The sequence below is a fragment of the Microbacterium sp. I2 genome (genome assembly GCF_051364985.1).
Classification (GTDB): domain Bacteria; phylum Actinomycetota; class Actinomycetes; order Actinomycetales; family Microbacteriaceae; genus Microbacterium.
In genome coordinates, this window is the sequence record NZ_JBLWIH010000018.1 from 43,796 (window position 1) to 65,157 (window position 21,362).

Annotated in this window: 22 protein-coding genes; 16 read left to right on the forward strand and 6 right to left on the reverse strand. The window is 69.2% G+C overall.

Annotated elements, in window-relative coordinates:
• Positions 1-71 precede the first annotated feature (71 nt).
• A complete protein-coding gene (locus ACLKM7_RS13395) occupies positions 72-383 on the forward strand; it encodes a hypothetical protein (protein WP_436447656.1) in 312 nt (103 codons plus the stop codon).
• Here ACLKM7_RS13395 and ACLKM7_RS13400 read toward each other — a convergent pair.
• Complete coding sequence (locus tag ACLKM7_RS13400; RefSeq protein ID WP_436447657.1) at positions 380-1,102, reverse strand: IclR family transcriptional regulator; 723 nt, start codon at positions 1,100-1,102, stop codon at positions 380-382. The genes ACLKM7_RS13395 and ACLKM7_RS13400 overlap by 4 nt on opposite strands.
• A gap of 169 nt (positions 1,103-1,271) precedes the next feature.
• On the opposite strand from ACLKM7_RS13400, the gene ACLKM7_RS13405 reads away from it, so the two are divergent.
• A complete protein-coding gene (locus ACLKM7_RS13405; RefSeq protein WP_436447658.1) occupies positions 1,272-3,209 on the forward strand; it encodes an FAD-dependent monooxygenase in 1,938 nt (645 codons plus the stop codon).
• A gap of 259 nt (positions 3,210-3,468) precedes the next feature.
• Positions 3,469-4,953: an NAD-dependent succinate-semialdehyde dehydrogenase gene (locus ACLKM7_RS13410; RefSeq protein WP_436447659.1), complete on the forward strand. Its 1,485-nt coding sequence runs from the start codon at positions 3,469-3,471 to the stop codon at positions 4,951-4,953.
• A gap of 9 nt (positions 4,954-4,962) precedes the next feature.
• On the opposite strand, the gene ACLKM7_RS13415 is transcribed toward ACLKM7_RS13410, so the two are convergent.
• Complete coding sequence (locus tag ACLKM7_RS13415) at positions 4,963-5,619, reverse strand: DUF4166 domain-containing protein (protein WP_436447660.1); 657 nt, start codon at positions 5,617-5,619, stop codon at positions 4,963-4,965.
• A 62-nt stretch (positions 5,620-5,681) separates the two neighbouring features.
• Here ACLKM7_RS13415 and ACLKM7_RS13420 point away from each other — a divergent pair, with 62 nt between their 5' ends.
• The gene (locus tag ACLKM7_RS13420) at positions 5,682-6,194 is read left to right on the forward strand and encodes a DUF1990 family protein (protein WP_436447661.1); all 513 of its coding nucleotides are present in this window, start codon (positions 5,682-5,684) and stop codon (positions 6,192-6,194) included.
• A 21-nt stretch (positions 6,195-6,215) separates the two neighbouring features.
• On the opposite strand, the gene ACLKM7_RS13425 is transcribed toward ACLKM7_RS13420, so the two are convergent.
• Positions 6,216-7,151, reverse strand: a complete 936-nt coding sequence (locus ACLKM7_RS13425) for a LysR family transcriptional regulator (RefSeq protein ID WP_436447662.1) — start codon at positions 7,149-7,151, stop codon at positions 6,216-6,218.
• 81 nt (positions 7,152-7,232) lie between these two features.
• On the opposite strand from ACLKM7_RS13425, the gene ACLKM7_RS13430 reads away from it, so the two are divergent.
• From ACLKM7_RS13430 to ACLKM7_RS13445, 4 genes are all read left to right on the forward strand, one after another.
• The gene (locus ACLKM7_RS13430; RefSeq protein WP_436447663.1) at positions 7,233-8,168 is read left to right on the forward strand and encodes a DMT family transporter; all 936 of its coding nucleotides are present in this window, start codon (positions 7,233-7,235) and stop codon (positions 8,166-8,168) included.
• A gap of 9 nt (positions 8,169-8,177) precedes the next feature.
• On the forward strand, positions 8,178-8,588 hold the full coding sequence (gene arr / locus ACLKM7_RS13435; protein ID WP_436447664.1) for an NAD(+)--rifampin ADP-ribosyltransferase: 411 nt from the start codon (positions 8,178-8,180) through the stop codon (positions 8,586-8,588).
• Between the two features lie 103 nt (positions 8,589-8,691).
• Positions 8,692-8,883 (forward strand): hypothetical protein, encoded by a 192-nt coding sequence (locus ACLKM7_RS13440; protein ID WP_436447665.1) that lies wholly within the window; start codon positions 8,692-8,694, stop codon positions 8,881-8,883.
• A 37-nt stretch (positions 8,884-8,920) separates the two neighbouring features.
• A complete protein-coding gene (locus ACLKM7_RS13445; protein ID WP_436447666.1) occupies positions 8,921-10,051 on the forward strand; it encodes a winged helix DNA-binding domain-containing protein in 1,131 nt (376 codons plus the stop codon).
• Positions 10,052-10,204: 153 nt separating this feature from the next.
• On the opposite strand, the gene ACLKM7_RS13450 is transcribed toward ACLKM7_RS13445, so the two are convergent.
• On the reverse strand, positions 10,205-11,641 hold the full coding sequence (locus ACLKM7_RS13450) for a helix-turn-helix domain-containing protein (protein ID WP_436447667.1): 1,437 nt from the start codon (positions 11,639-11,641) through the stop codon (positions 10,205-10,207).
• Between the two features lie 122 nt (positions 11,642-11,763).
• On the opposite strand from ACLKM7_RS13450, the gene ACLKM7_RS13455 reads away from it, so the two are divergent.
• A complete protein-coding gene (locus tag ACLKM7_RS13455) occupies positions 11,764-13,644 on the forward strand; it encodes a phosphoenolpyruvate carboxykinase (GTP) (protein ID WP_436447668.1) in 1,881 nt (626 codons plus the stop codon).
• Positions 13,645-13,794: 150 nt separating this feature from the next.
• Positions 13,795-14,088, forward strand: a complete 294-nt coding sequence (locus ACLKM7_RS13460; protein ID WP_436447669.1) for a hypothetical protein — start codon at positions 13,795-13,797, stop codon at positions 14,086-14,088.
• 18 nt (positions 14,089-14,106) lie between these two features.
• On the opposite strand, the gene ACLKM7_RS13465 is transcribed toward ACLKM7_RS13460, so the two are convergent.
• Both ACLKM7_RS13465 and ACLKM7_RS13470 read right to left on the reverse strand, forming a co-directional pair.
• Positions 14,107-16,161, reverse strand: coding sequence for an ABC transporter transmembrane domain-containing protein (locus ACLKM7_RS13465; RefSeq protein ID WP_436447670.1), 2,055 nt, complete (start codon positions 16,159-16,161; stop codon positions 14,107-14,109).
• A 26-nt stretch (positions 16,162-16,187) separates the two neighbouring features.
• The gene (locus ACLKM7_RS13470; protein WP_436447671.1) at positions 16,188-16,403 is read right to left on the reverse strand and encodes an AsnC family protein; all 216 of its coding nucleotides are present in this window, start codon (positions 16,401-16,403) and stop codon (positions 16,188-16,190) included.
• A gap of 223 nt (positions 16,404-16,626) precedes the next feature.
• Between ACLKM7_RS13470 and ACLKM7_RS13475 the strand changes: the two genes are divergently transcribed.
• The 6 genes from ACLKM7_RS13475 (at position 16,627) to ACLKM7_RS13500 (ending at position 21,340) form a co-directional block, all read left to right on the forward strand.
• Entirely contained in the window at positions 16,627-17,568 is a 942-nt protein-coding gene (locus ACLKM7_RS13475) for an ABC transporter ATP-binding protein (RefSeq protein ID WP_436447672.1), read from the forward strand.
• The gene (locus ACLKM7_RS13480) at positions 17,565-18,449 is read left to right on the forward strand and encodes an ABC transporter permease (RefSeq protein ID WP_436447673.1); all 885 of its coding nucleotides are present in this window, start codon (positions 17,565-17,567) and stop codon (positions 18,447-18,449) included. The genes ACLKM7_RS13475 and ACLKM7_RS13480 overlap by 4 nt, the downstream gene beginning before the upstream one ends.
• Before the next feature lie 5 nt (positions 18,450-18,454).
• On the forward strand, positions 18,455-19,264 hold the full coding sequence (locus ACLKM7_RS13485) for an ABC transporter permease (protein ID WP_436447718.1): 810 nt from the start codon (positions 18,455-18,457) through the stop codon (positions 19,262-19,264).
• 74 nt (positions 19,265-19,338) lie between these two features.
• Positions 19,339-20,016, forward strand: coding sequence for a TetR/AcrR family transcriptional regulator (locus ACLKM7_RS13490; RefSeq protein WP_436447674.1), 678 nt, complete (start codon positions 19,339-19,341; stop codon positions 20,014-20,016).
• Positions 20,013-20,627, forward strand: coding sequence for an SRPBCC family protein (locus ACLKM7_RS13495; protein ID WP_436447675.1), 615 nt, complete (start codon positions 20,013-20,015; stop codon positions 20,625-20,627). Before ACLKM7_RS13490 ends, ACLKM7_RS13495 begins: the two co-directional genes overlap by 4 nt.
• Positions 20,624-21,340, forward strand: coding sequence for a DUF4166 domain-containing protein (locus ACLKM7_RS13500; protein ID WP_436447676.1), 717 nt, complete (start codon positions 20,624-20,626; stop codon positions 21,338-21,340). The genes ACLKM7_RS13495 and ACLKM7_RS13500 overlap by 4 nt, the downstream gene beginning before the upstream one ends.
• Positions 21,341-21,362 lie beyond the last annotated feature (22 nt).

Consider the following 21,362-nt stretch of genomic DNA (forward strand, 5'->3'; position numbering starts at 1 on the left):
TTTTTCGAGCACCGGCGGGCGACGATGCCACCGGACGAATCGAGTATAGGACTTCGGCCATGATGGGAGTCATGAGGACGATTCAGCTGCGCCGGTACACGCTCGTCGACGGAGAGTACGACGCCTTCGTCGCGTGGTGGGAGGCGTGGATGCCGAAGGTCCGCCCCGCCGCCGGCTTCGCGATCGATTTCGCGTACGGCATCCGCGAGACCAACGAATTCGTGTGGGCCGTCAGCGCTGAAGGCGACGCCGAGTCCTTCCTCGCCCGCGAGAAGGAGTACATGGCCTCGGATGCCCGGGCCGAGGCGTTCGCCGGAGTCCCGCAGCGCGTCGCGTCATCCGATATCCGGCTGGTCGAGGACTTCTCGGTCTCGAGGGCCTAGCCGCCGAGGGCCTCGCGGATCGCCGCGACCGAACGACCGAGCCGGGCGGCGATCTCAGCGTCGTCGTGACGGCTCGCGAGGTAGACCGCGGCGATCGCGGCAGGCCCCCGTCCACGCAGTGAGAGCGGCACCGCGACGGCACGCAGCGTGGGGATGACCTCGTCGTGGCTGTCGAACCAGCCGCGGACTGCGGCATCCGTCAAGTCCTCCTCCAGCGATGCGGGCACGTCAGCCGGCCACGACCCATGGGGGAGCAGCGACAGGATCGCCTTGCCCGGGGCGCCGCGGGTGACCGGATGCCGTGTGCCCGGCCGCTGAGCGACGGAGGCGACTGCGTGCCGCGGCTCGATCGAGGCGAGGGTGACGCATTCGTCGTGGTCGAGCACCGCGAGGAAGCACGTCATGCCGAGTTCGTTGGCGACCGCGGTCAGTTCGGGCAGCGCCTCGGCCTGCAGGTCGTGTGCCACGCCGGCTGCGAGGGCCGCGAGCCGGGCACCCAGAAGCACGCGCCCTGCCGAGTCGCGTGTGACGAGGCCGTGGTCTTCGAGGGTCCGCAGCAGCCGGTACGCGACCGAGCGATGCACTCCCAGGCGGGCGGCGACCTCGTCGATCGTGAGGGGCTCGCGTGCGTCGGCGAGCACCTCGAGGATCCGGATGCCGCGGCTCAGCGTCTGCGACGCCGGCGCGCCGTCGTCGTCGCGAGACTTCACGTTTGTCATGCTGCGGGGTCCTCTCGGCGACGTTCGCGACGTCTCGCGCCGGCCGAGTATTGCCGGAGCCGATTGCGTCGTATACGATCTGTTCAGAATCAGAACGGTGCGTTCGAATATAGAACACGAATCACCCGGGCACAACTGCCTCGACAGCGGCGTCGCAGAGGAGACACTCATGCAGTTCCACCACCACGGTTATGTGTCGGGCGAGCCGCGCATCCAGGACGCGGCCGGGACCGGCATCGACCGGCCGGTGGAGCTCCCGGACGAATCCGACGTTCTGATCGTCGGTTCGGGCCCGGCGGGCATGCTGCTGGCCGCACAGCTGTCGCAGTTCCCCGACGTCACGACCCGCATCATCGAGCGACGCGACGGCCGTCTCGTGCTCGGCCAGGCCGACGGCATCCAGCCCCGCAGTGTCGAGACGTTCCAGGCCTTCGGCTTCGCCGAGCGCATCATCGCCGAGGCCTACAACATCGCGTACATGAACTTCTGGGGTCCCGATCCCGAGAACCCGCGCAACATCATCCGCACCGCCCGCACCGAGGACTACGCGTTCAAGATCAGCGAGTTCCCGCACCTGATCGTCAACCAGGCGCGCGTGCTCGACTACTTCGCCGAGGCCGCCGCGTACGGCCCGGGCCGGATCGTGCCGGACTACGGCGTCGAGTTCGTCGGCCTCACCGTCCTCGAGGAGGGGGAGTATCCCGTCGAGGTGCGCGTGCGTCACACGAGCGGGCCGCGTGCAGGGCACGAGCAGACCGTGCGCGCCAAGTACGTCGTGGGCTGCGACGGCGCACGCAGCGGCGTGCGAGAGGCGATCGGCCGCCGGCACGTCGGACAGTTCGCCTCCCACGCGTGGGGCGTCATGGATGTGCTGGTCAACACCGATTTCCCCGACTGGCGCACCAAGTGCGCGATCAACTCCGCCGCGGGCAACATCCTCCACATCCCGCGCGAGGGCGGCTACCTCAGCCGCATGTACATCGACCTCGGCGAAGTGCCCGAGAACGACGAGCACCGCGTGCGGCAGACCCCGATCGACGAGATCATCCGCCGGGCGAACGAGATCCTGCATCCGTACACGCTCGACGTGAAGCAGGTGGCGTGGCACAGCGTCTACGAGGTCGGGCACCGCGTCACCGACAAGTTCGACGATGTCGATGTCGATCAGGGTCACGACCCCCGCATCTTCCTCGCCGGCGACGCGTGCCACACCCACAGCGCGAAGGCCGGCCAGGGCATGAACGTCTCGATGCAGGACGGCTTCAACCTCGGCTGGAAGCTCGGGCACGTGCTGTCCGGACTGAGTTCCGCCTCGCTGCTGTCGACGTACTCGGCCGAGCGGCAGCCCGTGGCGCAGCAGCTCATCGACTTCGACCGCGAGTGGTCGGCGCTCATGGCGCGCAAGCCCGAAGAGATCTCCGACCCGCAGGACCTGGCGACGTACTACCTCGCGACGGCCGAGTTCCCGTCCGGGTTCATGACGCAGTACGGCCCGTCGATGATCGTGACGGATGCCGCGCACCAGGCGCTGGCCGAAGGTTTCCCGCTCGGCAAGCGCTTCAAGTCGGTCGAGGTGGTGCGCGTGTGCGACGGCAACGTGGTGCACCTGGGGCACCATGCCAAGGCCGACGGCCGCTGGCGCATCTATGCCTTTGCGGACACCGCGGCCGGGGCATTCGCCGATGCCGCCGGCGCGGGGGAGCCGTCGGCGCTGTCGCGATGGGCGGAATGGATGCTGTCGCCCGAGGCGCCGATCGCACGGTTCACACCCGCCGGCTCCGATGTCGACGCCGTGTTCGATGTCAAGGTGATCTACCAGCAGCGCTTCGAAGACGTCGACATCGCGCGGGTGCCCGAGGTCTTCCTGCCCAAGACCGGACCACTCGGGCTCACCGATTGGGAGAAGGTCTACGCCGCTGCGCCCAGCGCCTGGAGCGAGGCCGACATCTTCGCCGAGCGCGGGCTCTCGCGCGACGGCGTCGTCGTGGTCGTCCGGCCCGACCAGTATGTCGCCGGCATCTTCCCGCTGGAGGCCACCGACGAGCTGTCGGCCTTCCTCGCGCAGACGTTCCTGCCCCAGCACGCCTCCGCCGCCGTGGCGGGCTGACCCCCGATCCCCGTGTCATGAGTGCGAAAACACCAGCCCGTCATGGGACACGCCGGGTCGCGGCATCCGCCACCGGCGTGTCGCCGTCACCGACTGGTGTTTTCGCACTCGGGGGTGAGGTACAGCCGGGCGAAACACGAGTGCATGCTGTACGCGACGTACATGTGACAGTGCCGCATCGAGCGGCAGAATTGGCCGAAAGACAGTGATCGAGCGGATGCCGCGGGCCGCGGCATCCGGAACCGACGAGGAGTCCCGCATGACGGACAGTGCAGTGATCGACAGCCGCGAGAGCGACCTGCTGGCGTCGGTGCCGGACGGGTTGTTCATCGGCGGGCAGTGGCGCGCGGCATCCGGTGACAAGACGCTCAAGGTGTACGACCCGTCCAACGGCGAGGTCGTGAAAGAGATCGCGAACGCGTCGCCCGAGGACGGCAAGGCCGCGCTGGACGCGGCGGTAGAGGCCTTCCCGGCGTGGGCGGCGACTCCGGCGCGGGAGCGGGCCGAGATCCTGCGGCGGGCGTTCGACCTGCTCCAGGAGCGCAAGGAGGACTTCGCGCTGCTGATGACGATCGAGATGGGCAAGCCGCTGGCCGAAGCGCGCGGTGAGGTCGCGTACGGTGGCGAGTTCCTGCGGTGGTTCAGCGAAGAGACCGCGCGGGTGCAGGGCCGTTATGGCGCGAACCCGGAGGGCACCGGTCGCATGATCGTGTCACAGCATCCGGTAGGCCCCTGCTTCTTGATCACGCCGTGGAACTTCCCGCTGGCGATGGCGACCCGCAAGATCGCGCCGGCGCTCGCCGCGGGCTGCACGGTGGTCATCAAGCCGGCCGAGCTGACGCCGCTCACGACGCTGGCCTTCGCGAAGCTGCTGGAGGACGCCGGCCTTCCCGCCGGCGTGGTCAACGCCTTCACCACCTCGACCTCGGGCGCCGTGTCGGAGCCGATCATCCGCGACCCTCGGCTGCGCAAGCTGTCGTTCACGGGTTCGACCCAGGTGGGGCAGCGGCTGCTGGAGCAGGCGGCGCAGGGCGTGCTGCGCACCTCGATGGAACTCGGCGGCAACGCCCCGTTCGTGGTGTTCGACGACGCCGACCTCGACAAGGCCGTGGATGGCGCGATGCTCGCGAAGTTCCGCAACATCGGCCAGGCGTGCACCGCGGCGAACCGGTTCATCGTGCACCGCTCCGTCGCCGACGAGTTCGCGCGCCGAGTCACCGAGCGCGTCAAGGGGATGAAGATCGGCCGCGGAACCGAGGAGGGTGTGGCGATCGGCCCGCTCATCGACGACCGCGCGGTCGAAAAGGCGTCGACCCTGGTGAAGGATGCCGTCGCCCGAGGTGCGTCGGTCGCGACCGGCGGCAACGCACTGGACGGCCCCGGCACGTTCTACGAGCCGACCGTGGTCACCGACGTGCAGCCGGGATCCGACATCCTGCGTGAGGAGATCTTCGGACCCGTGCTGGCGATCATCCCCTTCGACACCGAGGACGACGCCGTGCGCCTCGCGAACGACACCGAGTACGGACTCGTGTCGTACGTGTTCACCGAGAGCCTCTCGCGTGGCCAGCGCATGATCGAGCGGCTCGAGACCGGCATGATGGGCCTCAACGTCGGCGTCGTCTCGAACGCCGCCGCGCCGTTCGGTGGCTGGAAGATGTCCGGCCTCGGCCGCGAGGGCGGCGCCGAGGGAATCCACGAGTACCTGCAGACGAAGTACACGCTGACGGCGAACCCGTTCTGACGCGACCGGTCACCCGGCGGTTGCGGGCCGCACCTCGTAGGTGAAGTCGCCGACGTAGCGGAAGATCTCGCCGACCAAGGGCGCCGTGATCCGGACGTTCACGTGCTGCCGCGCGGCATCTGCGGAGTCGATGCGTTCCTCCAAATGCACGGTGGCAAGCCGGGGCAGAGGCAGGCGTATGCCGGCGAACCGCAGCGCCAGGCTGCGGGATCTCATGCGCAACCCGCCAGCGTGCACCGAGAGGTCGAGAGCGACTTCCAGTCCTCGTCGCTTGCCGAGCCGATCGATCAAGCGCCCATCGACGACGCTCATCGTGTCCTCCATGACCCGATCCCGGTCGGTGAAATGGAAGATGCGCATGGCGCTCAGGCTTCCGTCTCGTCGCGGAGTGTTGGTGATCGTGAACGGCACGTCGTGCTCGAGTTCGGGGAACAGGGTGTTTCGCGCCGCCATCAAAGCCAGCGCGGGTCGAAGCCACCGAGTGCGGGAGCCGGCCACCTGATAGAGACCTGTCCCGACTCCCACGTTGCCGGACGGTATCGCGCCGAAGTATCGCTGCAGGCGCGGCGCCAGCAGAGCGAAGTCAGCCCCCAGCGCGCGTTGGTAGACGGAGGGGAGATCCTGGTCCGGCGGTTTGCCTTGCGATCCCGCTCCGCTTGTCGTCATCGTGCCCTCCACGTCGAGACTACGCAGGAGCCGCACCGGAACCCGAGTGAGATGATCGACCCGTGACGGGTGCTGAGGGGGAGTCGCTGACGCATCCCGGGGATCCGGTGTGGCGCGAGGAGGGACGTGGGTTCCGGCGTTGGCAGAAGACCACCGTTCTCGGGCGCGGCGACGACGTGTGGCGCTGGGCGGCGGCGGAGGTGCTGCGCTGGGGTGTGAAAACCCGCAGCGGCTTCTCGGTCACGCCGGCCACGGTGGTGACCCAGGGGAGTCGGCCGATCATCCTCGCGCATCCGTTCGGCCTCTCGGTCCGCGAGCCTGTGGAAGTGGTCGAGGTCATCGACACGTCCGACCGCGTCGGCTTCGCATACCGGACGCTCGCCGGTCACCCGGTGTCCGGCGAAGAGGCGTTCGTCGTACATCGCGACGGAGACCTGGTTCTGCTGACCATCCGTTCGCTCACGCGACCCGCGAGCGGCCTGCCGTGGCGGGCGCTCTACCCCGCGCTCCTCGTGGCGCAGAGCGTCGCGCGCCGCCGCTACGTCCGAGCCCTCCGTCGCCGCGCGTCCCCCTGACGGATGCTAGGACCGGCGTGCTCAGGCCGATGCGGTGGCGAAGGCGTCCGCTTCCGCGGCGTGGCGGCGCAGGATGGCGGTTGCGCGCTCGACGGCGGGATGCGTGCGCATCGACCGCTTGAACCTGAGCATGATCCTCCGACGCAAGCCTGCGTCGCTCATCGGCACCGCCACGGTGCCCTGCGGCAGAAGGTATGCCCCGAGTCGCGGAACGACAGTCACTCCGAGTCCGGCGGCGACGTAGTCGAAGGCGGTCGCATAGTCGGGCGCGGCCACCTTGAACCGCGGACGGAAGCCGGCCTCGCGGCACGCGACGAGCACGATCTCGCGGCACGGTCCGCGCGCGTGGTCGTTGTCGATCCACGCCTCGTCGGTCAGGTCGCGGATCGACAGGGAAGGTCGCTGAGCGAGCTCGTGGTCGCTCGCGATCACCGCGAGGTATCCCTCGGTGAGGAGGTGCTCGACCATGTAGCCGTCGGCCTCTCCGTCACCAGCGGACGGGTTGTGCCCGGCAGTCCCCGATTCCGCGATGTAGAGCTGCAGGTCGGGATCGATCGAACGCTGCCCCTTCAGCTCGGCGAGGCCGATCTCGATCCGAAGGTCGCTGAACTCGTCAAGCGCGGCCACCACGTCCGGCATCCACGCGCGATTGGCCGACATGAAGCACTCGATGCGGAGCGTGCCGCTTCGGCCTGCCTTCAGGTCCTCGGTCAGCGCGTCCAGATCGGTGAGCTGCTCGAGCACGCGACCCGCGCGGTCCGCGACGGCACGACCGGCGGCGGTCGGGACGATGCCGCGGCCGTGTCGCTCGATCAGTGTGAGCCCGGTCTCGCGCTGGAGCGCGCTGACCTGCTGACTGACGGCTGACGGCGTGTATCCCAAGCGCGCGGCCGCGCGATTGATGGAACCGGCCTGAACCACCGCACGGAGGACTCGAAGGCGCTGCAGATCGACCATACGGGCACGATACAGCGGTGCTGAACGAATCGGAAGAAACATTCACTTGTTCTGAACGGATGCCGGAACCAAAGTGGTTCCATGCCTTCGCCTGCGCTTCCTCCGACGCGAGCCGACCTCCCGCTCATCACGGAAAGCCCACGGCGGGACTGGACCATCGCGGCTGCGACGGCGACCGTCCTCGTGCTGTGGGCCTCGGCTTTCGTCGCGATCCGCTGGGTCGGTGACGACCTCTCGCCCGGTTCGCTCGCGTTCGCGCGACAGTTCACGGCCACCGTCGTGCTCGTCGGCGTCGCGATCTGGCGCCGCCCCCCGCTGCCGCGGGGCCGCTCACTCGTGCTCGTCATCGTGTACGGCCTGCTCTGGTTCGGAGGATACACACTCGTGCTGAATCTCGCCGAGCGGCATCTCGACGCCGGCACAGCTGCGATGCTCGTCAACATCGCGCCGCTGATCGTGGCAGGAGTGGCGGGCGTCGTCTTCAAAGAAGGCTTCCCCAGGCCGCTGATCTGGGGCATCGGCGTCGCCTTCGTCGGCGTCGTCCTCATCGCGGCGGGCGGGGTCGGTGCACACAGCGACCCGCTCGGCATCGCGCTCGGGCTGCTCGCCGCCGTCCTCTACGCAAGCGGCGTGCTGGTGCAGAAGGTCGCCCTCCGCACGACGAATGCGCTGAGCGCCACGTGGGTGGGTTGCGCGGTCGGCGCGATCGCCCTGCTGCCCTTCCTCCTCGGACTGGCCGGCGAACTGACGCAGGCGCCGGCGACCGCCGTCGCCGCCGCGGTGTACCTCGGCGTCTTCCCTTCCGCGGTCGCCTTCCTGCTGTGGGCGCGCGTTCTGCAGCGGGGAACCGCCGGCGCGACCGCGTCGGCGACGCTCGCGGTCCCGGCGATCGTCGTCCTGCTGGCGTGGCTCCTGCTGGGCGAACTGCCCACGCTCCTCGGCATCATCGGCGGCACCCTCTGCCTCGCCGGCGTCGCGTGGAGCCGGAGGCTGCCGTCGCGCGCGACCTCTGCGTAGGCTGTCGCGGTGACCACACCGCTGGACCCGGGCCCGTTCTTCCACGGCACGAAGGCCGATCTGCGGGACGGCGATCTCCTCACCGCCGGCTTTCGATCGAACTATCGACCGGAAGTGGTGATGAACCACGTGTATTTCACCGCCCTTGCCGATGGCGCCGGACTTGCTGCGGAGCTCGCCGCCGGCGAGGGAGCGCCCCGCGTGTACATCGTCGAGCCGACAGGCCCCTTCGAGGACGACCCGAACGTCACCGACAAGAAGTTCCCGGGCAATCCCACCCGCTCCTATCGCAGCAAGGATCCGCTCCGAGTCGTCGGCGAGGTCGGTGATTGGACTCGGCTGACCCCTGAAGCGCTGCAGTCCTGGAGAGAGCGATTGGCCGCGCTGCGTGCCGACGAACGCGGCGAGATCATCAACTGACACGGCCTCGCCAGACGCAGCCTCGCCAGACGCGGCCTTGTCAAGCGGGCTCCGCTGCCTCGCCGTTCGACGTAGGTTTCGAACACGACGAACGGAGAAGCACATGGATCGCAATCCAGACCAGCCCACGACGGGCGACGACTCGAGGTCGGGAGGCCTCGGGCCTGACGGAACCATCCCCGACGACCCGGACGGCGTCGCCGCCGGGTTCACGGGCGAGCCGTCCACCTTCGAGCCGGAGGAAGACGAGCAGGCACCGGCATCCGACGACGCGCGCGACACCGACCAGGCCTGATCCGCACGCTGTCGGCGAGCTGCGCCATGATGGGCGAATGGTCCCCACGCCTCCTTCCGACGTGTCGCCCGCGGCCTCGGGGCGCGTCGGCCCGGCTTCGGCCGTGCGCGCCACGCGACTCCGGTCGCATCGACTGAGTGCCCCCACCGCCACCGTCGCCGATGCCGCACGCCACATGCTGGCGACCCAGGCACAGGAGTTCTGGGGCGGCCGCTGGGCGCTTGCCGCACGTACCCGCGGCAGAACGACCATCCGCGATGTCGACGCCGCGCTGGACCGCGGCGAGATCGTGCGCTCATGGACGATGCGCGGCACGATCCACGCCATCCCGGCCGAAGACCTGGCATGGGTGCTGTCCATCACGGCGGAGCGGCAGCTGCGCCAGGCTGCGGCAGTCCATCGGCGCGAAGGCATCGACGAGGCCGAGGTCGCCCGCGCCGAAGCGGCGGTGCGTACGGCGCTGACCGGCGGCAACCGCCTCACGCGCAAGGAGCTCTTCGAGGTCCTCGAGGCGGCCGGGGTCTCGACCGCGGGTCAGCGTGGCTACCACGTGCTGGTGCACCTCTCGCTGCGCGGGCTCGTGTGCCAAGGACCGGTCGTGCCTCGCGACAACGGCCCCACGCGCGAGCAGTACATCGTGCTGACCGAGGAGTGGATCACGGATGCCGCGGCCCCGGCGGATCCGCACGCCGAGATGTTCGTCCGCTACATCGCCTCGCACGGCCCGGCGGGGCCGCGCGACTTCGCGTGGTGGTCGGCGCTGCCGGTCGGGGTCGCGCGAAGCGCGGCGGAAGCGGCATCCGACCGCCTCACTCTCGTGGTCGACGAGCCCGAACCGCAGTACGTGGTGAGCGCTGCCCCGCCTCCGCTCGCCGCGGATGCGCCCGCGGTCGTCGCCCTGCCGCCGTTCGAGGAGTACTACCTCTCGTACATCGACCGGACCGTGCCGTGCGCGCCTGAGTTCCTGAAGGCGATCGGGCCGGCGATGAACGGCATCGTGAGGCCGATCCTCGTCGCGCGCGGCGAGGTCGTCGGGGTGTGGACGCATTCGGTCGCCGTGGGGCGTCACGCCCTCGACCCCGTGCCGGAGCTGTTCACGCCGGGAGCCGCGACGGACGCCGAGATCACCGCCGCGCTCGACCGCTACCGCGACTTCATCACCGCGTAGCCGGCGGCCCCGGCCGGTCTCCTCGGCCACCCCCATGCGAAAACACCAGTCCGTCACGTGACACGCCGGGCCGCGGCATCCGTCATCGGCGCGTCGACGTCACCGACTGGTGTTTTCGCAGCGCAGGCAGGCGTCGAGGGGTCGGCGATCCGCTCAGGCGTGGCGGTCGAGGAAGTCGTAGACCTCGTTGTCGTCGACGCCGGGGAAGGCGCCCCGGGGGAGCGGCGAGAACATCTGCATGTGCACGCGGGCGCTCGGCCAGGCCTTGCCCGACCACCGTTCCGCGACATCGCCGGGTGCGCGCCGGCAGCACGACTCGTCGGGACACGTCGAGGTCGCGCGCTTCTGCGTCTCGCGTCCGCGGAACCAGCGCGCGTCGTCGAAGGGCACGCCGACGGTGATCGAGAACTCGCCGGCCGACGTCGTGCCGGTCTGCGTCGAGCACCAGTATGTGCCGGCGGGGGTATCGGTGTACTGGTAGTGCTCGGTCGTGCGATTCTGCTCCCCGAACGCCGCCCGCGCCGAGAACTTGCGGCACGCGGCCTGCCCGTCCACCGCACCGGTGACGTCCATCGGCAGGGGCAGATCGTCGTTCTCGTACACGCGCGTGATCGCGCCCGACCCGTCGACACGCAGGAAGTGCAGCCGGATGCCGAGATGCCTGGTCGCGAGATTGGTCAGGCGCATTCCGGCCGCTTCGTGCGTGACGCCGAACGCATCGCGGAAGTCCTCGACGGCGAGATTGCGGTCCTTCTTCGCCTGCTGCAGGAACGCCACGGACGCCGTCTCGGGCATGAGGCAGCACGCGGCGTAGTAGTTGATCTCGAGGCGCTGCTGCAGGAAGTCGGCGTAGTCGGTGGGGCGCTTGTGACCGAGCAGGCGGTGCGCCATCGCCTGCAGGGCCATCGAGCGCAGACCGTGACCGCCGGGGATGGATGCCGGAGGCAGATAGATGCGACCGTGTTCGAGGTCGGTGACCGACCGGGTCGAGTGGGGCAGATCGTTCGCATAGATCAGCTCGAACCCGAGCTTCTCGGCCATGATGCTCACCGTGCGGTGCGTGAGCGCTCCCGAGACGTGACCGGCCGACTTCAGCTGCTTCTCGGCGAGCTTCTCGATCTCGGGTAGGTAGTTGTCGAGTTCGCGCATCTTCAGGCGCAGCTCGGTGTTGGCGCGCCGCGCTTCCTCGGGCGTCGCGATGGCCTCCCGCTCGCGACGCTGCAGCTCGCGATGCAGCCCGAGGATCGACTCGATCGTCTCGTCCGGCATGCCCTTGGTGACCTTGACCGGGGCGATGCCGAGCTGGCGGAACACCGAGCTCGACTGCGCCCGCTCGAGCTCGATCTCGAGGGCCGCGCGCCGGTTGGGCGGTTCGTTGGAGAGAAGCTCCGCGACCTCGGCGCCGGTGGCGTGCGCAATGGCCTGCAGGAGCGAGAGCTTGGGCTCGCGCTTGCCGTTCTCGATGAGACTCAGCTGACTGCCTGCCACGCCGACTTTGGCACCCAGCTCGTCGAGCGTGTACCCGTGGGCGAGCCGCTGATGACGGATGCGGTGACCCAGAGTGGTCAGTTCGAGCGGGGTAGGCGGCATTCCTTGATGATAGCGAAAGAATTGCAACTTTTGACGGCCCCGATGCTCGGAAGAGGCATTCATCTGCGGGGAAAGTGGAGGAAGACACCGAATCTGTCACGTCGAATCGAAGAGGAGCGACCATGGCGCTTGCCGACATCTTCACCCGTAACGAAGGTTCCGCCTCGTCCCGCCCCACCGTCGCGCGACGCTACGGCGAGGTGCCGACCATCCAGGGCGAGGGCATGGTCGCCCTCCAGGCCTGGGTCGACGAGATCGCGGCCCTCACCCAGCCCGACCGGATCCATTGGGTCGACGGCTCGCGAGCCGAGAACGATGCCTTGCTGCGCGAGATGGTCGACGAGGGCAAGCTCATCAAGCTCAACCCCGAGTGGCGGCCCGGGTCGTACCTGGCCCGCTCGCACCCGAGCGACGTCGCCCGCACCGAGGCGCGCACCTTCATCGCCTCCGAGCGCGAGGAGGATGCCGGCCCGACCAACAATTGGATCGCGCCCGACGAGATCCGCGCCACGATCACCCCGCTCTTCGAGGGATCGATGCGCGGCCGCACGATGTACGTCGTCCCCTTCTCGATGGGACCCGTCGGCGGACCCCTCTCGCACATCGGCGTGCAGGTCACCGACAGCGCGTACGCGGTCACGTCGATCGGGATCATGACCCGCGTGGGCACCGAGGTGCTGCGCGAGATCGCCGGCGGCGCCCACTGGGTCAAGACGGTGCACTCCGTCGGTGCGCCGCTCGCGCCGGGGGAGGCGGACGTTCCGTGGCCCTGCAACGACGAGAAGTACATCGTCCACTTCCCCGACACGCTCGAGGTCTGGTCGTACGGCTCCGGCTACGGCGGCAACGCCATCCTGGCGAAGAAGTGCTTCGCGCTGCGGATCGCCTCTGTGATCGGCCGCAACGAGGGGTGGCTCGCCGAGCACATGCTGCTCATCCGCGTCATCGACCCCGCCGGTCGTGCGTACCACCTTGCTGCGGCGTTTCCGTCGGCGTGCGGAAAGACCAACCTCGCGATGCTGCGCCCGACGATCCCCGGTTGGCGCGTCGAGACGCTCGGCGATGACATCGCGTGGCTCCGCCCGGGAGAGGACGGCCGCCTGTGGGCCATCAACCCCGAGGCCGGGTTCTTCGGCGTCGCGCCGGGCACCGGCGAGTCCACGAACGTCACGGCGGTCGAGACGCTGTGGGGCAACACGATCTTCACGAACGTCGCGCTCCGGCCCGACGGCGACGTGTGGTGGGAGGGTCTCACCGACGAGCCGCCGGCAGAGCTCATCGACTGGGAGGGCAAGCCGTGGACTCCGGCATCCGGTCGTCCTGCCGCCCACCCGAACTCGCGCTTCACGGTCTCGGCGGCGCAGTGCCCGCAGATCGCCGACGACTGGGAGGCCCCGCAGGGCGTGCCGCTCGATGCGATCCTCTTCGGCGGACGGCGCGCCACGAACATGCCCCTCGTGGTCGAGGCAACTGACTGGACGCACGGCGTGTTCATGGGCTCGAACGTCTCGTCCGAGCGCACCGCGGCCGCCGAGGGCACCGTCGGCGAGCTTCGCCGCGACCCATTCGCGATGCTGCCCTTCTGCGGCTACAACATGGCCGACTACTTCGGGCACTGGCTCAAGATCGGGCAGAAGCTGCGGTTCGACCGCGCGCCGCGCGTGTTCCAGGTGAACTGGTTCCGCAAGGGTGCGGACGGCCGTTTCCTGTGGCCCGGCTTCGGCGAGAACTCGCGCGTGATCGACTGGATCATCCGCCGCATCGAGGGCGAGGCTCCGGCTGTCGACAGTCCGATCGGGCGTCTTCCGCGCACCGAGGACCTCGACCTCGAGGGTCTCGAGGTCAGCCAGGACGACCTCGCCGAGCTGTTCGCGATCGACCGCGACTCGTGGCTGCGCGAGGCCGATCTCACCGAGGAGTTCTACCGCACATTCGACGGCCGCATCCCTGCCCCGCTGTGGGCGGAGCTGGCCGCTCTGAGGTACCGCTTGCAGCGCGGTTGACGCGCAGCACCCCGACCGGCGCCCGGCCCTCTTCTTGGCAGAGGGGCCGGGCGCCTATTTCCGTGCGGTGCCGCCGCGCAGGCGGAGCACCTTGTCGCGGGTGAGCGGGATCGTTCCGCCGGCGAGCCGCGCGCGTGGCACCATGGCGGCATGAGCGAGGAACTGACGCTGTGCTGCCTGCTGTGGGCCCACCCGGGAACCGAGTCCGACCTCGTCGCATATGAGGATCGCGTCCTCGCGCTCCTGCCGGAACACGGCATCGAGCTGGTCGTGCGCGCGATCGGCGACGGCGGGGACGCCAGGCCGATCGAGACGCAGGTCTATCGCATCCCGGATCAGGCGGCGCTGGACGCCCACATGGCCGATCCGCGTCGGGCGGCGCTGGCCGACGAGCGGGAACGCGTCATCGCCCGGACCGAGCTCTTCCCCGTCGTCCTGCGCTGACGGCGCACGGGGCACGGGTCAGACCAGAAGCTGGTGCTTCGCCAGGTCGCGATACAGCGGCGTCGAGACGACGAGTTCGGAGTGCGTGCCCTGGCCGACGACCCGGCCGTGGTCGAGCACGACGATGTGATCGCTGTCGACGACCGTCGACAGGCGGTGGGCGATGACGATGAGGGTCCGGCCCGCCGCGACGGCGTCGATCGCGTCGCGCATGCGCTGCTCGTTGAGTCCGTCGAGCGACGACGTCGACTCATCCAGCAGCAGGATCGGGGGAGCCGCCAGCAGCGCCCGCGCGATCGCCAGGCGCTGGCGCTCGCCGCCCGAGAGCATCACGCCGCTCTCGCCGACGGGAGCGTCGAGGCCGAGCGGGTTGCGGTCGAGGACGTCCCCCAGGTTGACGGCGCGCAGCACGGCGTCGCATTCGGAGTCGGATGCCTCGGGCGAGGCCAGTCGCAAGTTGTCGCCGATCGTGCCGGCCAGGGTCGGGGCATCCTGTTCCACGTACCCCAGCTGTGCGCGCAGCAGGTCGCGGTCGAGCGTGCGGACGTCGGCCCCGTCGAGCAGAATCGCCCCGCCGGTCGGGTCGTAGAACCGCTCGATGAGGGCGAGCGTCGTGCTCTTGCCCGCGCCGGACGGGCCGACGAGCGCGACCCGCGCGCCCCGCGGCACCGTGAACGACACGCCCCGCAGCACCTCGCCGTCGGGCACAGCCAGCGGGGCGGCATCCGGTTCCGCCTCCGTCTCGGCGGCGATCGCCGACGTCTCGAGCGCCACGGTGTCGATGGTCGACGTGTCGACGTGTGCGTTCTCGAGGACGGCGCGCGCCTCGTCCGCGGCCTTGCGGCGTGCGGCGACGACGTTCTCGGGGTAGCGGAAGCGCACGTCGCGGAACTCGATCGCCGGCGCCGTCCCCGCGGTCAGTGCGCCCGGGTTCGTGGCGGCCGATGCCGGAGTCGCTGCCACCGCGACGGGCGCGGCGGACCGGATACTCGCGGCGATCGCCGCGTCGTCCTGCGCCTCGGTCGGCAGGTCGAGCACCTCCTGGATGCGGCCGAGCGCACCCAGTGCCTGGTTCACCGATGTGATCGCGCCGAAGAACGACCCGAGCGGCGCGATCAGCATGAAGAGGAACATGATGAACGTCACGAGGCTCGCGATCGTGATCGCCCCCGTCGCGACGCGGAACCCGCCGAGGCCGATCACGACCAGCAACGACACCTGCAGTGCGATGCCGGCGATCGGCACGACGAGCGCCGAGACCTTCGCGATGCGCACGCCGACCCGGTACGCGTCGGCGGCGCGAGCGGTAACGGCCTCTGTCTCGCGGTCGGTGGCCCCCGCAGCGCGCACGGTGCGGATCGACCCGACGGCGCGTTCCACCCCCGAGGCGAGCTCGCCGACCTTCTCCTGCTGCTCGGTCGACGCGGTGCGGATGCGTCCGCTCAGCGCCACGACGCCGAGCACCGAGACGCCGATCACCACGACGATGATCGCGAGAAGCAGCGGATCGATGATGGCCATCGCGATCAGGGAGCCGACGAACAGCAGCGCATTGCCGATCGAGTCGGCCAGCCCCTGGGTCAGGGCGGCGTAGAGGAGGGTCGTGTCGCTGCCGACGCGTGAGACCAGGTCGCCCGTGCGGCGGGCGTCGAACTCGCTGATCGGCAGGTGAAGGATGCGCGCGATGAGCTTGCGGCGGCTGGAGTACACCACGGCTGTGCCGGTCCGCTGCAGGAGATAGTGCTGCCAGCCCGAGATGAGCGACCCCACCACCACGAATCCGACCAGCGCCCACACGAGGAGCCCGAGGCTCTGCTCTTTCTGCACGCGCTCGATGACCTGGCCGACGAGCAACGGCTGCACCAGGGTCGCAACGGCGCCCAGCACGCTGAGGACCGCGACCGCGACGAGGGTGCCCTTGTGCTCGAAGATGTACGGCAGCAGCTGTCCGAAGCTGGCGCGCGGTCCGTCGTCGGCTTTGCCGCGGCGGTTCCGGATGCCTCGCCCCTTCGTGGGCGCCGCGGGCTGAGCGGTGTCGGGCTCGGTGGCTTCGTCGAGTTCGGCGGAGGGCATGGGTGTACCTCGTTCGTGCGTGGGGGTCACTTACGACCGTACTTCTTGTGGACGGCCTGTCGGCTCACTCCGAGGGCGCTGGCGATCGCCTGCCATGAGAAGCCCAGGTTGCGAGCCTTGCGCACCTGCACCTCCTCGGCGCGGGCGAGCTCGCGACGGACCTCGGCAAGGCGGTGGAGCTCGGCGAGGGGCTCCCGTTCGGGCGCCGCCCCGATCAGCGTTCGGATGTCGTCACCGCTCATCGCCCCTGCCTCTCCTCGATGCCGCGAACGCTCTCTTCCCGGCATCCGTCGCCGTCAACCATAGTTGACGCGGGTTCCTTCGTCAACTCACGTTGACACCCCGCCGTTGCGTTCACTTGCCCTGGATGTACAGCACAAGCGCCGCTTCGCGTACATCCAGGGCGAGTGAACCTGGGAGGAGCGGGCGCGAGTGCGTGTCGGGAGCGGGCGCTAGGGTAGTCCGGTGCCCGCCCCCGTGATCGCAGCGAACAACCTCGTCAAGGCCTACAAGGTGAAGGGAAAACCCGACTTCCTCGCCGTCGACGGGCTGTCGTTCGAGGTGGCTCCGGGGGAGTCGTTCGGCCTGCTCGGCCCCAACGGCGCGGGCAAGTCCACGACGATGAAGATGATCGGCGCGGTGTCGACGCGCACCGGCGGTGACCTGTCGATCCTGGGGCTCGACCCCGATCAGTACGGCCCCGAGATCCGCTCACGGCTGGGCGTCGTTCCGCAGCAGGACAACCTCGACGGCGAGCTCAACGCGCGCGAGAACCTCTACATCTACGGCCGCTACTTCGGTTTGCCGGGCAAGGTCTGCGCACAGAAGGCCGACGAGCTGCTGGCGTTCGCCGCGCTCGAAGACAAGGCCAAGAGCAAGGTCGACCAGCTCTCAGGCGGCATGAAGCGCCGGCTGACGATCGCCCGGGGCCTCATCAACGATCCCCGCATCCTGCTCCTCGACGAGCCGACCACCGGCCTGGACCCGCAGGCGCGGCACGTGCTGTGGGACCGGCTGTTCCGCCTCAAGGAGCGCGGCACCACCCTCGTGCTCACGACGCATTACATGGACGAGGCCGAGCAGCTGTGCGATCGGCTCATCGTCGTCGACAAGGGCCGCATCATGGCCGAGGGCACCCCGTCCTCGCTCATCCGCGAGCACTCCAGCCGCGAGGTGCTCGAGGTGCGCTTCGGGTCGGATCGCAACCAGCAGGTCGCCGGTCAGCTCGAGGGGATCGGCGATCGCGTCGAGGTGCTGCCCGACCGCGTCCTCGTCTACGCGCACAACGGCGAGGCGGCGCTGGAAGAGGTCACTCAGCGCGGGCTTCACCCCATCACGAGCCTGGTGCGCCGATCGAGCCTCGAGGACGTGTTCCTGCGGCTGACCGGAAGGTCGCTGATCGAATGAGCGCGAATCCCGAAGGTTCGCCCGTCGCCACCGATCCCGCGCTGGACGACCTCCGCGCCGAGGCGATGGAGTGGGGGCGCAAGCCGCGCTCGCGCGGCACCTGGTACGTCACCGAGCACATGGTGCGCGCGATGCGGGCGTATGGCTGGACGATCATCGTCGGCGCGCTCGGGCAGCCCGTGCTCTACCTGCTCGGCCTCGCAGTCGGTCTTGCCGCGATCATCGACGCCCCGATCGAAGACGGCGGGCAGACCGTGCCGTATCTCGTCTTCGTCGCGCCGGCGCTGCTGATGACCTCGGCCATCGCGGTGGCGTCCGAGGAGTTCACCTACCCGGTCATGGCGGGCTTCAAGTGGCGCCGGTACTTCTATGGTTTCAACGCGTCGCCGCTGTCTTCGAGCCAGATCGCCAACGGCGTCGTGGCGGGCGCGGGTGCCCGCATGGCTGTCACGGTGGTCCTCTACTTCGCGTTCATCGCCCTGTTCTTCGCGATCCTTCAGCCCGGCGCACTGGTGCCCTCGACGGCGTGGCTGTCGGTCTTCATCGGCCTGCTCGCGGGCCTCTCGTTCGGCATTCCCCTGATGGCATACGCTGCCACGATCGAGGACGACAAGGGCCAGTTCGCGCTGGTGCAGCGGTTCGTGTTCATGCCGATGTTCCTGTTCTCAGGCACGTTCTATCCGCTCGCCAACATCGGCTGGCTGCAGTGGATCGGCTGGATCTCGCCGCTGTGGCACGCGACCGAGCTCGGGCGCGTGGTCACCTACGGCAAGCAGGTCGATCCCCTCCTGCTCACGGTGCACATCGCGTATCTCCTCGTCCTCACCGTCGGCGGTCTCATCGTTGCGCGACGGCTCTTCGAGAGGAGGCTCTCGAAGTGACGACCATGACGGATGCTACGGTCCGCAGTGGCAGCGTGCGCGCGCTGTGGGCGGGCAATCCCCAGTCGGTGGTGCAGCGCGGTCTGATCGCGGCCCGCTCCTCGAGCTGGGTGGTCGTGCTGTCGGGCTTCTTCGAGCCGGTGTTCTACCTGGCGTCGATGGGGATCGGCCTGGGCGCGATCATCGGCGACGTGCAGACCTCCAGCGGTGTCGAGATCTCGTACGCCGCCTTCATCGCGCCGGCACTGCTCGCGGTCTCGGCGATGAACGGCGCGATCTACGACTCGACCTGGAACGTCTTCTTCAAGCTCAACTACGGCAAGCTCTATGAGGGCATGTTGGCGACCTCGCTCGGACCGCTCGACGTGGCGCTGGGCGAGATCCTGTACGCGCTGCTGCGCGGGCTGCTGTACGCGACCGGCTTCATGATCATCATGCAGGTGCTCGGACTGAACCTGGCGTGGACGGCGATCCTCGCGATCCCGGCCGTGCTGCTCATCGCCTTCGGCTTCGCGAGCCTCGGGATGGCCGTCACCAGCTACATGAAGACGTTCCAGCACATGGACTGGATCAACTTCGTGCTGCTGCCGATGTTCCTGTTCTCGGCCACGCTGTACCCGATCTCGATCTATCCCGACTGGGTGCAGTCGATCATCATGGCGTTCCCGCTGTGGCACGGCGTCGAACTCGTGCGGGGGCTGACCACCGGCATCCTGTCTGCCGACATGCTCTGGCACGTGCTCTACTACGTCGTCATGATCGCGGTGGGCCTGGTCTTCACGACGAAGCGGCTGCGCGCGCTGTTCCTCGACTGACACGGCGGGCGGGTCGCTCGGCCGTTTCCATGCTCGGTATTGAACATGTTCAGAAAGCACGCTAGCTTCTGAACATGTCCAGTTCTGACGGCGCCACGCTGACGAAGAGTGAGCGCACCCGGTCACTGATCCGCGACGTCGCCCTGCGGTCGTTCCGCGAGCGCGGGTACGACCAGACGACGATCCGGCTCATCGCCCAGGAGGCGGGGGTCTCGGTCGGCACGACCAACTACCACTTCGCCTCGAAGAACGACCTCGTGCAGGAGCTGTACCTCGACGTGCAGGAGGCGCACCGAACGGCCGCGCTTCCGCTGCTCGCCGGGACCGACGGGCTCGTCGAGCGGCTCGGGGTCGTCTACCGCACCGGGCTCGCACAGCTCGCGCCGTACCACCGGTTCGCGCCGGAGTTCCTTTCGGCCGCGGTGTCGCCGCGGTCGTCGCTGAACCCGCTGTCGGCCGACTCCTCGGAATCCCGTGACATCATCGTCGGACTCTTCCGCGACGCCGTGGCCGGCGCGAAGGACCGGCTGCCGGCGGAGTTCGACGAGGATCTTCCGGCAGCCCTGATGCTCGGGCATCTGCTTCTCGCGCTGTTCTGGGTGTACGACTCCTCGCCGGACCAGGAGCGCACGCAGCGTCTCCTCGATCGGGGACTCCGTCTGCTGACGCTGTCGCTGCCTCTCGTGCGCGCGCGGATCCTGAGGCGCCCGCTGCGGGAACTGCTCGATCTGATCGCCGAGGTGCGGGCATGACCGCCGACCTCCCGCCGGTCTTCGTGAGCATCCGCATCCGCGCGTCGCTCGAGCGCGTGTGGGAGCTGACGCAGGACCCTGCCGAGCACGCGCGCTGGGATGCCCGATTCAGCAGCATCGCTCCGATCGAGGAACTGCCCGGTGGAGGCATCCGATTCGCCTATGAGCGCCGGATTCCGGGGCACACCATCGCGGGACTCGGCACCACGATCGGCGAGCGCTCGCGTGCGGACGGCACCCGCACCTCGGCGCTCCGCTTCGACACCCGCGACCGGCTCTCTCCGCTCGGCCCCGGGCGCGGGTACTGGCGCTATCGACCCGACGGCGACCACGTCGTCTTCTCCACGGGCTACGACTACGAGCCCGCGTGGGGTCGCGCGCTCGACCGTCTGCTGGTGCGACCGCTGATCGGATGGCTCACCGCGTGGAGCTTCGACCGGCTGCGCATCTGGGCCGAGACGGATGTTCCGCCAGAGCGATGGCCGCTCGGCTCGGCGCTCGCTCCCTGGCGGCGCGAGCGGCCGCGCGCCGCGCGCACCACTCGCCGACCCCCGCACCGACGCGTGATGGAGGACGCCCCGGAGACACTGCGACAGCTGGTCCGGCCATGAGCATCGACGCACCCGCACGAGCCCGCGCCGTCGCGCCGGCAGGCTCGATGTTCGCGACGGCGATGGGGCAGGACTTCGCGCGGCTCCACCCGATGCTGCAGCGCCGCTTCGGCGTCGGGCTCGCGGGCGGCTACGCGTGCATCGGCCGCGGCACCATGAGCCGCATCGTGCGCGGACCGTGGTGGACGATCCCGTTCCTGCAGATCGGCCGCTTCCGCAGCATCCTCGTCCCGGAGGTCGGGCTCGACGTCCCGTTCACGATCGAGAACTACCCGTACCGCGACCCCTACGGTCGCGAGACGGTCACGTTCGTGAGAGAGTTCCGGATGCCGCGAGCCCGGCGCCGCTTCGACGCCACGATGATCCTCGATGCCGAGCGGCAGCGCATCGTCGACTACCTCGGCACGCATCAGCACCTCGCCGTCGACCTCGAGCTCTCGGCCGAGCCCGACGGAAGCCTGCTGCTGGTCTCGGGCGCGCAGCGCTTCTACGAGGGCCCGCTGGCGTTCCGGTTCCCGATGCTCTTCAGCGGACGCGCCGAGTTGCGCGAGAGCTATGACGATGAGGCACAGGTCTTCCGCATCAGCCTGCGCGTGCGCAGCCGGGTCTTCGGCCTGCTCTTCGGCTACGACGGAGAATTCCGCTGCGAGTTCGTCGAGACCTCCGATGCGCCCGCGCACACCAAGCCGGTGCGGCACGAAGCACGTGCCTGAACGGATGCCGCGGGCATGGGCC

Bases quoted from the DNA above. Each gene is read 5' to 3' on its own strand.
- ACLKM7_RS13470 (WP_436447671.1), bottom strand. From the start codon at position 16,403: ATGAGCGGTGACGACATCCGAACGCTGATCGGGGCGGCGCCCGAACGG.
- ACLKM7_RS13395 (WP_436447656.1), top strand. From the start codon at position 72: ATGAGGACGATTCAGCTGCGCCGGTACACGCTCGTCGACGGAGAGTAC.
- ACLKM7_RS13480 (WP_436447673.1), top strand. From the start codon at position 17,565: ATGAGCGCGAATCCCGAAGGTTCGCCCGTCGCCACCGATCCCGCGCTG.
- ACLKM7_RS13445 (WP_436447666.1), top strand. From the start codon at position 8,921: ATGGTCCCCACGCCTCCTTCCGACGTGTCGCCCGCGGCCTCGGGGCGC.
- ACLKM7_RS13485 (WP_436447718.1), top strand. From the start codon at position 18,455: ATGACGGATGCTACGGTCCGCAGTGGCAGCGTGCGCGCGCTGTGGGCG.
- ACLKM7_RS13460 (WP_436447669.1), top strand. From the start codon at position 13,795: ATGAGCGAGGAACTGACGCTGTGCTGCCTGCTGTGGGCCCACCCGGGA.
- ACLKM7_RS13410 (WP_436447659.1), top strand. From the start codon at position 3,469: ATGACGGACAGTGCAGTGATCGACAGCCGCGAGAGCGACCTGCTGGCG.
- ACLKM7_RS13430 (WP_436447663.1), top strand. From the start codon at position 7,233: ATGCCTTCGCCTGCGCTTCCTCCGACGCGAGCCGACCTCCCGCTCATC.
- ACLKM7_RS13400 (WP_436447657.1), bottom strand. From the start codon at position 1,102: ATGACAAACGTGAAGTCTCGCGACGACGACGGCGCGCCGGCGTCGCAG.
- ACLKM7_RS13465 (WP_436447670.1), bottom strand. From the start codon at position 16,161: ATGCCCTCCGCCGAACTCGACGAAGCCACCGAGCCCGACACCGCTCAG.
- ACLKM7_RS13500 (WP_436447676.1), top strand. From the start codon at position 20,624: ATGAGCATCGACGCACCCGCACGAGCCCGCGCCGTCGCGCCGGCAGGC.
- ACLKM7_RS13450 (WP_436447667.1), bottom strand. From the start codon at position 11,641: ATGCCGCCTACCCCGCTCGAACTGACCACTCTGGGTCACCGCATCCGT.
- ACLKM7_RS13440 (WP_436447665.1), top strand. From the start codon at position 8,692: ATGGATCGCAATCCAGACCAGCCCACGACGGGCGACGACTCGAGGTCG.
- ACLKM7_RS13455 (WP_436447668.1), top strand. From the start codon at position 11,764: ATGGCGCTTGCCGACATCTTCACCCGTAACGAAGGTTCCGCCTCGTCC.
- ACLKM7_RS13490 (WP_436447674.1), top strand. From the start codon at position 19,339: ATGTCCAGTTCTGACGGCGCCACGCTGACGAAGAGTGAGCGCACCCGG.
- ACLKM7_RS13415 (WP_436447660.1), bottom strand. From the start codon at position 5,619: ATGACGACAAGCGGAGCGGGATCGCAAGGCAAACCGCCGGACCAGGAT.
- ACLKM7_RS13405 (WP_436447658.1), top strand. From the start codon at position 1,272: ATGCAGTTCCACCACCACGGTTATGTGTCGGGCGAGCCGCGCATCCAG.
- ACLKM7_RS13495 (WP_436447675.1), top strand. From the start codon at position 20,013: ATGACCGCCGACCTCCCGCCGGTCTTCGTGAGCATCCGCATCCGCGCG.
- ACLKM7_RS13425 (WP_436447662.1), bottom strand. From the start codon at position 7,151: ATGGTCGATCTGCAGCGCCTTCGAGTCCTCCGTGCGGTGGTTCAGGCC.